Origin of the sequence: Marinospirillum minutulum DSM 6287 (genome assembly GCF_000422325.1) — a bacterium.
Lineage (GTDB): Bacteria > Pseudomonadota > Gammaproteobacteria > Pseudomonadales > Halomonadaceae > Marinospirillum > Marinospirillum minutulum.
The window spans coordinates 63,554-77,369 of the sequence record NZ_AULO01000009.1 but is presented as its reverse complement, the minus strand read 5'-3'; the positions used below and the strand labels follow the sequence as shown (position 1 = coordinate 77,369).

Sequence of the window (13,816 nt, the reverse complement as noted above, 5' to 3'; positions counted from 1 at the left end):
CCTAACTCTGCAACCCACTGGTTCGTTCTACTTTCTTTTTTAAAGCGCTTTCTAACACGTTTTTATCACTATAAATTAAAGTAAAAGCTTGGCTGGAGCGGGTGATGCCTGTGTAGAGTAGTTCTTTGGTTAATACGGGATTATCGGCTGAAGGTAGCACTAATGCGGTGTGGGTAAATTCTGAACCCTGTGATTTATGTACTGTCATGGCAAAAACGGTTTCTACGCCTTGTAAGCGGCTGGGTAACACCCAGCGCACGCCGCCTTTTCCATCGGGGAAGGCGACACGTAGAATTTTCTTTTTAGAAAATGAGTTAGCCGTTTGTGGCCATTCTAAACAAATACCTAAATCGCCGTTCATTAGCTTTAAGCTGTAATCATTGCGGGTGACTAGCACAGGGCGGCCTGAATACCAAAGCTGGTTGCCCGCCAGCAAGTCTTTAAACTTATCGACTTGTTTTAAAGCTGTCAGTGTCATTTGGTTAAGGGCTTCTACACCCCAAACACCTCGCCTAACTGAGGTTAATAACTGAAACTTTTGGTGGGCAGCAAAAATGGCTAACGCCCAAGCATCTAAAGCTTCACGTTCATCACTGGTTGGTTGTTGTTCAAGCAGAGTGGTTAAGTAGCCGCTATAGCCTTTTTTAACCAAGTTTTTAAGTGGTGCTAAAGGGTCTTTTTGTTCTGCGGCTGATTTTTTAAAATCTGGCTTGGCTAGTTTTATTAATTCAAGGTTGGCATTAGCACTAATTGTTTCGCCTTCACGCTGATAGCTGGCAAACACTTTTTCTAGCTCTGCTTGGGTGGCTTGGCCTGAGTTAACTAACTGGGCTAATTTGCCTATACCGGGGTAAGCATCAAAGCGGTAGCTGCGCCTTAACATGCTGGTGGCTTGGGCTAAAGGGCTGCCTTGTTCATTAAGCATTTCACTGGGTAATCTTTGCCCTGTGGTTTCTTTCAGCCAAGCTTGGGTGGCTGGGGTGTAGTTGCCTGCTTCTGCGTTTTGGCAGAAATCACCCAGTACTGAACCGGCTTCAACCGAAGCGAGCTGGTCTTTATCGCCCAGTAAAATTAAACGCGTGCTTGGTGTTAAGGCATCTAACAAGCGTGCCAGCATTTCTACATCGACCATTGACGCTTCATCGACTACCACTAAATCGGCAGGCAAAGGATTACCCGCATGGTGGCGAAAGTGGCGAGTGTTTGGCTGGCTGCCTAAAAGGCGGTGCAGGGTTGAAACTTCAGTAGGAATAGCATCTCGGCAAGTGGCCAATTCAGCAGGTAATTTTACATCGGCCACACTGCCTGCCAAAGATTCACTCAGCCGTGCCGCCGCTTTACCCGTGGGCGCAGCAAGACGTATCACTAAAGGTGTTTTTCCAGCCTGCATTTGCAAGCCTTGCAGCAAAGCCAACAAACGCACTACCGTTGTGGTTTTGCCTGTACCTGGGCCGCCAGTGATAATACCAAAAGCTGTTCTAGCTGCTAGGGCGCAGGCTATTTTTTGCCAATCAAGGGGTTGTTCTTGGGTGGGTTTAAAATCGACAAACAACTGGTCTAATAACTGGCGTGTTGGCTCTAAAGGTAAATCTTGTTGAATGGCTAAACGCTGTTGAATGCCGTTTTGAATTTGTTGTTCATAAACCCAATAACGCCTCAAATACAGCAAGGGTTTTTCTTGGCTGCCTGCCAAAACTAATGGGCTGGTGTCAGCATTGGCATTGTTAGCATTACTTAAAGTTCTTTTATCGACCACCGCAGCCGTGGCTAATAACTGCTCAACCCAGCCATTTAAAGTCCAGTCCTTAACCCAGCGGGTTAGCTGTTCAGCAATACTTAGCCCTGAAACACCTGGCTCGGCTGCTTCTTGGGTTGATAAGTCTGCCTGCTCATCTTCTACTAATTGCAATTCAGGTTCTGCTAAAACTGCCTGCAAATCTAAACATACATGGCCATGCCCATTGCGTTCACTTAGCAAGGCCGTTGCCAAAAGCAAGGCATCACTGGCTTGGGGTATTTGTTCGGCAATAAAGCGAGTTAAAGCCACATCGAGTAAACGCAAAGCGCCTTTCTCGGCCCAGCTTTCTAATTGGGCTAGTCGTTGTTGGCTAGTATTTTGCTTACTCATGATGCCGCTCCTTGTTGGTTTTGATTGCTTCCTGCTAAAAGCGCATCCAGTTCTTCAATCAGTGCCTTGGGTGGTTTGTCACAAAACAGCCCTGCGCTTAGCTGATCATTCATGCCCCTTAAAAACACATAAATAGCGCCGCCCACATGCAGGTCATAGTTGTATTCTGGCAAACGTGCTTTTAGCTGGCGGTGCAGTGCCACCAAATACAGAACATATTGCATATCGTAACGGTGCTCTAAAATCTGCTTCAGCATGGCTTCTTGGGTATAGTCAGTGTCGCTGCGGCCTAAGCGGTTAGATTTCCAGTCAATCACGTAATAACGGCCATCGTGTTCAGCAACCAAGTCAATAAAACCTTTGAGTAAGCCATTTAAAAAGTTGGGCTTAGCCACCGGACGACTCACCTGATTCAATGTCTGCGCTCTAACTATTTTATCTAGCGTTACAGTATTTACTCGGTGACTTTCCAGCATAAACTCTAGCTCTACAGCTAGCTGGCTAGGTTTTAAATCACTCAGCGAAAAGCTAATAGCTTTACCTTCTGCATCTTCACCCAAAGCATCTAGCTGCCATTTTTGGTGAACAAAATTAACCAGCCAACCCCAAAGCGGTTCAAAAAACTTTTCAATACGTCGTCTTTTACAGAAAACAAAAAACTCACCTTCACTTTTTTTATTTTCAGCAATAACCGCAGCAAAACCTTTAACTTTTTTGCCTTCGGTTGGTGTGTATTCCTGAACAGCCGCCCATTCTAAAATACTATGCAACAAGGTTCCCCAAACTGCGCCAGCGGGGAAGTGGTGCATAATATTGGTGGCAGAAATGGGGCCTAGCTCTGCAGGGGGTTGTGCTTCTTCTGCTGGTTTGGATTGAGAAATTTTATCTTCTTCAGCCATTTGCTCGTCACTAGAGTGAGTCGTGTCTTGGTCTAGCGAACCTTGATTAACGGCTGGGCTGTCAGTTTCTAAAACCTCTTCAACCACTTGCCCAGCAACTGATTGAAATTGAATCGCAGAATAACTGGCAATCCACCAATTGGTTAGCTCGCCAGTTTGGGGTGTTGTAATCTTTTTAAAGTTGGTGGCGGGTTTAGGCTGAAAAAAGACATCGTTGGCTACTAGCTCAGTTACTTCTAACCCAGCATTATTAACCAGGTCGATTAAAGGCAAGTCTTCGTTAGCAGCTAACAAATAGGCTAGCGCACTTGCTTGGTAGTCCTGCGTTTCGCCTAGCCCTATCCATTGGCAATAACTGGCTCGGGTTAAAGCGACATAGAGTTTGCGCAAATCTTCGGCTAAACGCTCATTTTCTGCCTTAGCAAGAATTTCTGGACTGCTTGTTAAATGCAGTTGCAACAAACCTTGCTCATCATGCATTTTTAATGGCAAGTCAGAACTTTTAGTCACACGGCAGTTAGTAGCAAAGGGTAAAAAGACTAAAGGGTATTCCAGCCCTTTAGATTTATGAATAGTCACCACCTGCACCAGTTGCCGATCACTTTCTAAGCGCAGCTGTTGAAGGTCACTGTTTTCATCTGGGCTTGTATTTTGCTCTTGGAGATGACGAATTAACGCCTGCTCACCGTCTAATTCAGTTGATGCTTTTTGCAGTAATTCAGCCAAGTGCAACAAGTCAGAAACTTGGCGCTCACCACCTGTTTGTTGTAACAAACGCTCGGCAATTCCAAAATCTTTAATCAATAAATGAACCAAAGCAAGGCTACCTTTGCTTTGCCAAACCCAGTGATAACCTACAAATTGTTGAACTTTTTCTTCCCAAATTAGCTCATCATTATTTAATTCATCTAAAGCTAAAAGACTCAAACCCATTTGCGGCAAAGAAAGCGCTTTACGCAATAAGGCATCGTTGTAAGGTTCAGCTACCGCTTGTAAAAGGTGCAATAGCAGCTTGGCCGCAGCCGATTGATAAACGCTGTTATTTTCTGATAAATACACACTTGCCACACCCTTGTCAGTCAGTGCAGCACGCAAACTATCCGCTTCAGCACGGTTGTTAACTAAAATAGCTATATCAGCAGGTAACAGTACCCGACGCTCTTTTTCACCTTCTATTTTATCCGCTTCAACCAACCAAGCCTTTTCATTTTGTGCAGCAATTAATAACTCAGCAACCTGAGAAGCCGTTGTTTCACTAATCAGTTCGGCATAGGTTTCTTTGTTTAACTTACCGTCTTCACCCTTAGCGACCACCCAAGCCTGCATAGGCAAAAACCTTTTCCCTTCCACTTCTAACCAAAGGTCTGTTTTTTTACCTGCTTGCACTTCAACAAAAGGAATAGGGTCAACAGCAGCTTCAGCAGATTTAAAAAGAAAAGCACCTTGCGGACGTGCCGCACCTAAAGCAAATAAACCATTAACTGCTTTAATTAAATCTGGAGCTGAGCGAAAGTTACGATCCAAAGTATAGTGACGATTACCCGTGGCTTTTTTTGCGGCTAGGTAGGTATAAATATCTGCCCCCCTAAAAGCATAAATAGCCTGTTTAGGGTCACCTATCATAAAGAAGGCATTATCTTCAGAAGCGGCTTCAATAGTATAAATGCTATTAAAAATACGGTACTGCACTGGGTCGGTATCTTGAAACTCATCCACCAAAGCAACCGGAAATTGCTGACGAATTGAAGCAGCCAACTGTTCGCCTCGCTCACCTTGCAAGGCTTGGTCTAAGCGTGTTAATAAATCTTGATTGCTAATTAAGCTTTGCTGCTTTTTAACCTGTTCAACTCGCTTGGCAATCCAATGCGCGGCGTGGCATAACAAATCACTAAAAGGGCTAGGCAAGCTGGCCAGTTGTTCTGGTAGTTCTGCCAGTGCTTTGCTACCCGAATTACCCCAAGGAATGGCCGTTTCATCTGTCCAAATACTGGTATCTAACAAAGCCAAGCGTTTAAAGGAGTTGCTTTTGGCATAGTCTAGGCCAGTGCTTTCTTCATCGCTTGCTGCCCAAGCCGCTAGTTTCTCAAGAACACCTCGAATATGCCCCGCATTTAATGACTGGGCCTTATAAGCTTTTTTCTTTTTGGCTTCATCAAATGCCGCTTCCAATGCCGGTAAAAATTCTTGCTGCCACTGCTCTTTGAGTGGTTTTAAAGTATTGCTCTTTTCTTCTTCTGCCTTGCTAATTAACGCCGCAGGTGCGGCTTTAGGTGAAGCTAAAAGGTGCACGTTATCTAACAAACCATAGAGTTTTAAACGGGTTGCTTGGGGCGAACCAAAAAACTCTAAAACTTTTGCTAGGTTAGTGGCATCAAGTGATAGATAAAAGTTACGCCAATAGTCTTCCGCTGCCTGCTGCAATAAATCGACTTCGCTTTCAATTAGCTCTTGTTGAAAAAGATTTCCGCTATCAAAAGCGTGTTCTTTTAACATGCGATAACACCAGCCATGAATGGTTGAAATCGCCGATTCATCCATCCACTGAGCTGCAATTTCTAACTTGTAAGCAGCGCTAGCTAAAACTCTTGCTTGGTTTGTTTGACCAGCAGCTTCACCTTCATCAATTAATGCCTGACGTAATTCCAACAGCAATGGGTCGGTGGTGGTTTTGTCTAGCTGCTCATTGCGTAACACTTGGGCTGTTTCTACTAGGCGCTGGCGAATACGATCACGCAACTCTTTAGTGGCTGCTCGGGTAAAAGTGACCACTAAAATATTGGGTGGTAGCAGCGCTTCTTTAAACGCTAGCTCGCCCCCTTGCTGCAAAACCAAGCGCACATAAAGCAAAGCTAGGGTGAAGGTTTTACCCGTACCGGCGCTGGCTTCAATTAGAGCAGAACCTTTGAGTGGGTATTTTAAAGGGTTAATTAAGCTGCTCATGAGTTGGCCTCCGATTTAACGGCTTGGTAAAGAGGGCTGTAAACACCTTCTATTAAAGCTACAAAGTTGGCTTGTTTAGAAATTGAATCAAAATCTGGAAAAAGGTGCGCAAAGTATTCAGCATAATTGGCATCGGCTTGGTAGCCTTTTTCTGATTTTTCAAAGGCTAAATCTTGTTCACCTGGTTTTTTAGCTAAACTTTCTAGCCATTGAATTGCTAAATTTAATGCCGTTGGTAAAGGCGCTTGCATTGCTTGCCACCAATAGCCTACCAGCTGGTTTAATAGATTTTGTGCTTCTTCTAAAGGTAAACCTTCTAAAACCACCTTACCCTTGGGCGACAAAACATGGGTTGTAATGGGTTGTTTAACCAAGACTTGAGCCGCTAAATGCTGCAACCATGGCAGGGTTAAGTTTCTCCATGAGTAGGCTTTATTTTTATCAACTAGATGACTGGTTTGCACAATAATTTGCGAGTAGTGGCTTAGCTCTGCATTACTTAATAAATAAGCGCTGCTTAATTCAAGTTTAATTATGCCCTGCTCTAAAGGAGTTTCATGCCAGCCAGTTAAAGGCTTGGCTAAGGGTTGTAAATTACCTCGGGCTTCTTGCCAGTTAGCAAATAATTCGGGTAAAAGTTCGGTTAACTCTTTGCCCTTATGCTCACCAAAAGCGCCTTTAATTAAAGTGCCTTGGCTAACTAACTTGGTTAGTGCGCCCTCTAGCTGTTGCTCATATTCATCGGCGGTTAATCCCGCCTGAAAGGTTTGCTGAATAATCCTGTCTTTTAAGCCCCAAGCTTCTAATCCATCGAATTCAAAACCTTCAACTTCTGCCGGAATTTCTAATTCTCGGGAAGAATAAATTTTAAAACGCTCTTTAAATAAGGCTTCGGTTGGGCAACGCAAAAAGTCGTTCAGCTGCCTAAGCGTAATGGCGTTTTCAGGAAGCCAGAGCGGCAACACTTCGGGCGTAGCAGCCTCATGGTTAGCTGACTGGGAATTGGTTGTTCTAACTAACGCTTGCCACTCATGCGCGTAAGTTATTAAACGCTGATCGGCTTGATAAGTAGCACTGGTTTTATCTGGCTCAATAAAATATTTAGGACTAAACGCTTGTAACGGGTGCTCGGTAGTTAAGTCTTCTAGCTTTAAATTCCAACCAGCGGCTAGGTGGTCTCGCAGTTGCCCAACCAGTACTGAAGCGGGTCGTGGGGTGTTGTCTCGAATGCTACGCCCCACCCAGCTAATCACTAGCTTTTCACGGGCTGAAAGCAGTGCTTCTAAAAACAAATAACGGTCATCTTCACGGCGGGAACGGTCGCCAGGGCGGTAGTCTTTGGCCATTAAATCAAAGTCGGCAGGGCGAACGCTGCGGGGGTAATCACCATCATTCATGCCCAATAACCACACCTGCTGAAAAGGTATCGCACGCATGGGCATTAGGGTGGCAAAGTTAATTGCACCGCCTAAAAACTTTTGGGTTAGGGTGGGCTGATCTAACGCACTGAGTAATTCTTCTGCGACTACTTCAAGCGGTAATTTTTGCTTATTAAGGCTGGCGTGTTGCCAAACTTTTTCTAACTTCTCTAACTGAATTTCTAAATTCATTAACGCCCAGCTATCGGCTTTACTGGTATCAACAAAAAAACGCGTCACCAAGTTTTCAAAGGTTACTAACCAGTCGGCTGGGGTATGTTTCTTTTGCAGTTCAGCACGGGTGAGTTCTAAATCTTTTAATAATTGCGTCAAGGGGCCTAATAAAGCTGCTTCTAAACCTGCGACTTCATCATGTGGTTCTATACCTTGCCAAGCGTCACTGGAACCGCTGGCAAAACCTAATAACAAACGGCGCAAGCCAAACAGCCAGGTATTTTGTTCTTCGGCTGGCAGGCCTAAATCGCCCCTTTGCTGAGCATTCAAACCCCAACGGATATTAGCGCCCTGAATCCATTCTTTAAGGCGTGGCAAATCTGCTTCTTGTAACTGGTAACGCTCACGTAACGCCGGTGTGTCTAATAAATCGAGCAGCTCACTAACCGCAAAACGTGAACTAGGTAATTGCAGTAGTTTTTCTAGGGCAATCAATAAGGTGTTCTGTCCACGCTGGCTTTGGTCGGTAATATGAAAAGGTAAAAAACGTGGGTCTCTTTCTTCATATTTACCTGCGTAACGCCCAAAGACTGCCTGAATGTGCGGCGCATACATATTAATGTCTGGTACCATCACCAGCACTTCTCTGGGTGGCAGTTCTTTACCTTCTTGCTGAGCTTTTTCAAAAGTAGCTAACAGTTGGTCGTGCAGAATTTCCACTTCACGCTGGGCGCTGTGGGCAACTAAAAACTGCAGGCTGGTATCTTTTTCAGGGTCGATTGGGGTATTGAGTTCTTGGCGTTCTTTTAATGGCCGTAAGTTATAAATATCTGATTGCAGCTGATTTAGTAAGCTGTTGCCTTCATCAAGCGGGTCACGGTAAAGGTCGATACTGCGTTTAATTGAGGCTAGCTTTTCACGGTAGCTGTCGGGTTCATCTTGCTCATCTAACAGGTGTAAATAGTCACGCCCTTGTTTCCCCCAAGAAGCTAATAAAGGATGGCCTTCTAGGTGCAAATCTTCGGGGTTAAGGTCGGCAGAAATTTTGCGTTCGCTAATGCGCTTGTATTCCCGCTTCAGCAGTTCTTTGCCTTCTACTAAATCGCCCCAATAATGCTGACAAGGGTTGCTGGCAAATACCATAATTTGCGTGAAAGGTGCCAAGGCATGTAGCAGGTCTAGGGTTTGGCGTGGTAGAGAAGAAATACCAAAGACTAATACCCTGCGGGGTAAATCTTCTGGGCGGTTTTCTGGCGTATAGCTTTCACATTTTTTAATCACAGCTTGGTGAATAGTGGCGCGGCTAGCCCTTGCCCAAGGGCTAGTAGCATCGGGCAAGTCGGTATCTTGCTGTACATCTTCTACTAATAAACGCCAGACGACTGCTTGCCAAAGGTCGGCTTTTTCTAGTGGTTTAACTTGGCCTTTTGCAGTAATTAAGCTGTTATTGTTTTTTTCCCAAGCCTCTAGCCAATCGGCACGGTACACCTGATATTGGTCGTATAAATCGGCAAGGTTGGCGGCTAACTGGTGTAAACGGCGGGGGTCGGTATCTTGGTTAAGAAAGCCTTTTAATGGCTCTAGCTCTTCAAGGTTTTCGCCCAGTTTTTGCACACGAGCTTCTAAAGCAGGCCAGTCACCTAATAGGCGGTAAAGTCGCCAAGTTAAGGGGGCTTTGTCGTAAGGGGAAATCTCGGGTAATTCATCAAAAACACTGCGGTAAGCCTGCCACAAAAAGCGCCCGGGTAAATCTACCTTCATGGCCGCAGCTATTCCACAACCCCCTTGGTCTCTGGATAAAGCCATTTTAAGCCACTGAGCAATACCGTTGCTTTGTACTAAAATGCATTCGTCTTCTAACGGCTTTAGTGGGTAGCTGGTAATCCATTCGCTTAGCAAATCACGCAAGTCTTCCAAGCGATTGCCTTGTAATAGCATAAAGCCAGGTTCTAAAGGGCCAAGGGTGGTAGGCATAGTGCTTCCTTAATAGTTAGAGTCCATTTTGTATTAGACCAGAACAGTTTCACTGACGACCTAAATACGAAAATCTTTGTGTAGTAATTTCCAATGTTCTTTTAGTTGCAGTTTATGCGCTTCATTCATGGGCAATTCCTTCATTGCATTTGGCCAAAGGCTTCTAGCTTTATCCATAACATCATCTAAATGTGATTGAATAGTTCGCCAAGGTATTCCTGCACTTTTTGCCCAAGATTGAAAATGTGCTAAAGAAACACTGTACCAGTCTTTAGTTTTACCTAAATTCAACGCAAACTGTTTTTCTTCTTCAATATAAACACTAGTCGTTAAAATATCGTAGGCAGGTGATAATCTAGGTGTGATTTTATCAGCATAAATTAGGCTCCAGTTTTTAAGATGAGCATCACCATTGGCAAGCAAAATATTGACTAATAAGCGCTTAGAAAATTGCTGTATATCGACTAGTCCGTTACCTGAAAAACGATAAATAATGCGGCCAATCTGCTCATAGTTTGCTGAGTTGTATTTTTCATGAGGGTACTTAACCAGCACTTGAGCAAAGTCTTCCATATGAACTCGTCTACCATCATCACGGTCAAAACGTTTGATAGCAAAAGCTAGCTCTTCATCGGGTAAGTTAATGGGTGGTAAATTATCCAACTTGCTCAGCTGAACTAGTTTAACTTCTGGAATATTAACACCGACCAACTGGGCAAGCCTCATAGCCGTGTATTCATTTACAGGTACATCTCGATGCTTTGTTGAGGGCGTTTTAATTATCCAATCACCCAAAATATTATTATCTGATAAGTTGTAGCGTCCATCCTTTTCTGTCATAGAAAACTTCATCTGAACGCCTGCCAATGAAAACTTGTTATTTAGCTGCACCTTGTCAAAGAGTACTGCCTTAACCTTGCCGTAAGGTGCCAAAATGTAATCTGGCACCAGTTCTGGCTCCATAGGCTCTGCTATTAAAGCACCTGGTAAATCGTTACCTAGGTAAGAAAGCAGATGAAACTCATTATCTATATGTACTTTAAGTCTTTGTGTAATTAACTCTCGTAGCGCACCTTCTGGCAACAAATTGGAAAGAGTGGGGTACAAGCGTTGCTTTCTTACCCAAGGTTCTGCTAATAGCTTTTCTACATAAGGAAATGCGGGGTGGGTAATTAAGCTTAAGGTAGGACGGCTTAAGTTTTCTTTAAACTCTTCAGAAAAACTAAAAACATTTTTGCCATTTTGAAAGCCAGCCAAATAACCAACTAGCTGGCCATGTAAGCTTAACTTAAGAACTGTGACTTTCACTCACTATCTCCCAACAAGCCTTGCCATGGGTCATCTGCTAGCGGTAACGAGTTTTCATAATGCTGGCTAGGCTCGTGTTGTTTTTGATTTAACACCGCCATTACCTCGCTTAGTTTTTCTTGTGGAATAAAAACCACCTGACCATTTAAGCCTTTGGCAACTAACTCTAGCGTATCTAATCTTGGATTACCTTGTGATTCTAAACGCTGATACTGCTGACGTGACATACCAACACGCATCAGCATATCACTCTGTTTTAAACCCAATGCAAGTCGTCTTTGTTTAAGCTGCTGGTGTAGTGAACCTAACTTTGTAAGCATATAAGTTGCCTCTTGACATATAAGCAACACATTAGCTTCTTAATGCAAGCTAAGCAATAGATTAGTTGCTTTACTTGAGGGTAGGTCAAAATAGTTGCAAGTAAGGGGTGGGAAGTGCAGGTATTTATTTTGTTTAAGGCTTAGGGGCTGTGCTTCTAAGCTGCGCTGGCTAAAAACACAACGCCCCACGCCAAATTCACAAAACAAACAACCTTCTTTTTGCTCAAATTAATCGATACGTTCACCTATATTTTTCAAGATATCCTTAATGAAAAGCTCTGCTCCATAATAAGATAAATGTTGCCCACCATTATAAAGACCACCTTTTTCATTAAAAATTAAGCATCCCTTATCTTTATCACACATTCTATCATTCAAATCAATAAAACTAACATCAAGGCCTTTCAAATATAATCTTACGTCTTTATCAATGCTTGAAGTAGACTCTGCATTATACTCATTTTTGAAATACAATATACCAGACTGCACTTTCCGTACTAATTCCTTTCGTACATCAATATTAGGTCTTGGTGGCATTAATAAAACAATAGGTTTATGACCTAAATAAATAAGCTTCTCTATTGTTCCTTTGAATGAATTATAGGCAGTTTCTTTGCTAGCTTTAGCAGTCAGGTTAGACTCACCCTTTACAAAATTATCTTTAGAATGTTTAACGTTATACATATAGTTATAATTAACACCTAATAAAACATTTGCCGACTTTAATTTTTTTAATTCAGCCCACCTTGCTTTATTAATTTCCCAACAGTTTGGCATATTGCTAAACCATAATGGCGTACTCATTAACGGACATTGCTCATGTTGAAAACTCGTTAAAGATATAAAGTTTTTTTGCTCTTTTAAGATTCTTGTAAAAACACCAACAAAAGAATCGCCCACTGCTACCAAATGCGGTTTTCCATTATCAAAATAACAAGCATCCTTAGGGTCTAACATATTACAGCTTTTATTATTATCATCCAATAAAGCCCTATACTCTGCTACACTGAAGTAGCTTAAAGCATCTCTAATCTCTTGTGGTTGTCTTTTAGGGTAGCCCTTGGTGTTTATAGCTCCATTTGCAAAGGAGTAAACAACTAAAGCCAAAGTTAATAAAACTAGGTACTTAAAGTTGTTTTTTGATTTTCGCATTGGGTCTTCAAAAAACTTATAGGAAAGATAAGCTAAAATAAAAGTCAATGCTAGCAAGACTAAAAAAACCTTGTTGCCAAACTCTCCAAAATAAAACCTATAATAAACTTGTAGTGGCTGATGATACAAATATAGTGAGTAAGAAATCAAACCCAAATAAACCACCGGCTTAAAACTGAGAACTTTATAAACAAGACTTTCCTTATTTACAAACACTATATAAAACATACTGCCTAAAACAGCTACCAAGCTGATAAATCCAGGGTGATTATCACTATCCTTGTAAAATAAAAATGAATAAGAAATAACTATTACACCTGTAGTTGCTAGGCCTCCTTTTAGCTTACTATTATCTGAGTTTTTACTTAATTGATAAGCTAAACCCCCGGCAAATAATTCCCAAATTCGTGATGGAGTTGAGTAAAAAGCATAAGTTGAGTTACGGTCAAGAAGATGCAAACAATAAAAAAATGAAGCAGCAATCAATAAAACAAGTATTTCAGTCAAATTTTCAGCAAAAAACTTTTTAATAAAAAGTATTAGTAAAGGAAAAGCTAAGTAAAACTGCCACTCAACACCTAAACTCCAAATATGTAGTAAAGGTTTGTATTTACTACTTTCTGCTATATATGAGTCTTCATGCATAAAAATATAGTTAGCATAAAAACCTAAAGAGCCTTTAATTGACTCCACTGTAGCTAGCAAGTCTCCAGGTATTAAGATTTTATAAGAAACTAAACTGCTAAAAAATAGCAGTAGTAACAATGCTGGATAAATCCTATCCACTCTACCTTTATAAAAAGAAAAAAGACTTCTATTTTTCTCCCATAAAATCCCTGTAATCAAGTAGCCTGATAGAACAAAGAAAATATCTACGCCTAAAAACCCACCTGGTAACAGGCTAAAGCCTTTCCAGCTAAGCTCCGCGTGGTAAACAATAACTGCTAGTACCGCTATAGCCCTTAAGCCATCTAACTCTTTTCTGTATGTAAATGCTGGTGTCATTTTTTTGTCCGTTAAAAAATTCACAGCAGTTTAACAAAAAAAGTAAGTTTCGGTTACTTTTGAGACAATCAAATTGCTTACTTGGTTGTTTATTCATTTAAGTTCCTGTTACATGAATGAAGCCAAATTATTTAGTGAACGTCTTACCGAGGCTATGCTTGCCGCTGGTTACGCAACTCGCCCTGTTGTATTAGAAAAAGAATTTAACCAACGCTACTGGGGTAAGTCTGTATCCGTCCAGGCTGTAAGGCGCTGGTTATTAGGGGAATCTATTCCAGCCCAAGACAGATTGCAGGTTTTAGCCGAGTGGCTAAATGTAGACCCGCACTGGTTGCGTTTTGGTGAAAAGTTGCACGGCTCGGTAAAGCAACAGCGTAAGCGCTGGGATGCTGCTATGACGCCTGAAGAGCGCCAAGCAATGGAGGTGTTTTTATCTTTGCCGCCAGAAAAGCGAAAAATGGTCGGTGAAATTATTTATGCTTTGGCTAAGCCTTAAAA

General features: G+C 42.3%; 7 protein-coding genes. 1 reads left to right on the top strand and 6 read right to left on the bottom strand.

Annotation, left to right across the window (positions count from 1 at the left end; all coding sequences use genetic code 11):
* Window position 1 precedes the first annotated feature (1 nt).
* From recD to H571_RS0102100, 6 genes are all read right to left on the bottom strand, one after another.
* The gene (gene recD, locus H571_RS0102130) at window positions 2-2,128 is read right to left on the bottom strand and encodes an exodeoxyribonuclease V subunit alpha (protein WP_027847866.1); all 2,127 of its coding nucleotides are present in this window, start codon (window positions 2,126-2,128) and stop codon (window positions 2-4) included.
* A complete protein-coding gene (gene recB, locus H571_RS0102125; protein ID WP_027847865.1) occupies window positions 2,125-5,967 on the bottom strand; it encodes an exodeoxyribonuclease V subunit beta in 3,843 nt (1,280 codons plus the stop codon). The genes recD and recB overlap by 4 nt, the downstream gene beginning before the upstream one ends.
* On the bottom strand, window positions 5,964-9,533 hold the full coding sequence (gene recC / locus H571_RS13895) for an exodeoxyribonuclease V subunit gamma (protein ID WP_036217279.1): 3,570 nt from the start codon (window positions 9,531-9,533) through the stop codon (window positions 5,964-5,966). The genes recB and recC overlap by 4 nt, the downstream gene beginning before the upstream one ends.
* 60 nt (window positions 9,534-9,593) lie before the next feature.
* A complete protein-coding gene (locus H571_RS0102115; RefSeq protein WP_027847864.1) occupies window positions 9,594-10,841 on the bottom strand; it encodes a type II toxin-antitoxin system HipA family toxin in 1,248 nt (415 codons plus the stop codon).
* Complete coding sequence (locus tag H571_RS0102110) at window positions 10,838-11,161, bottom strand: helix-turn-helix domain-containing protein (RefSeq protein ID WP_027847863.1); 324 nt, start codon at window positions 11,159-11,161, stop codon at window positions 10,838-10,840. Before H571_RS0102110 ends, H571_RS0102115 begins: the two co-directional genes overlap by 4 nt.
* Before the next feature lie 228 nt (window positions 11,162-11,389).
* Entirely contained in the window at window positions 11,390-13,318 is a 1,929-nt protein-coding gene (locus H571_RS0102100) for an acyltransferase family protein (protein ID WP_027847862.1), read from the bottom strand.
* A gap of 112 nt (window positions 13,319-13,430) precedes the next feature.
* On the opposite strand from H571_RS0102100, the gene H571_RS0102095 reads away from it, so the two are divergent.
* Window positions 13,431-13,814: a transcriptional regulator gene (locus tag H571_RS0102095; RefSeq protein ID WP_027847861.1), complete on the top strand. Its 384-nt coding sequence runs from the start codon at window positions 13,431-13,433 to the stop codon at window positions 13,812-13,814.
* Window positions 13,815-13,816 lie beyond the last annotated feature (2 nt).

What these genes read in the sequence shown, in the direction of transcription:
- recC (WP_036217279.1), bottom strand. Translation starts at nt 9,533, where the DNA reads ATGCCTACCACCCTTGGCCCTTTAGAACCTGGCTTTATGCTATTACAA.
- H571_RS0102095 (WP_027847861.1), top strand. Translation starts at nt 13,431, where the DNA reads ATGAATGAAGCCAAATTATTTAGTGAACGTCTTACCGAGGCTATGCTT.
- recD (WP_027847866.1), bottom strand. Translation starts at nt 2,128, where the DNA reads ATGAGTAAGCAAAATACTAGCCAACAACGACTAGCCCAATTAGAAAGC.
- recB (WP_027847865.1), bottom strand. Translation starts at nt 5,967, where the DNA reads ATGAGCAGCTTAATTAACCCTTTAAAATACCCACTCAAAGGTTCTGCT.
- H571_RS0102110 (WP_027847863.1), bottom strand. Translation starts at nt 11,161, where the DNA reads ATGCTTACAAAGTTAGGTTCACTACACCAGCAGCTTAAACAAAGACGA.
- H571_RS0102100 (WP_027847862.1), bottom strand. Translation starts at nt 13,318, where the DNA reads ATGACACCAGCATTTACATACAGAAAAGAGTTAGATGGCTTAAGGGCT.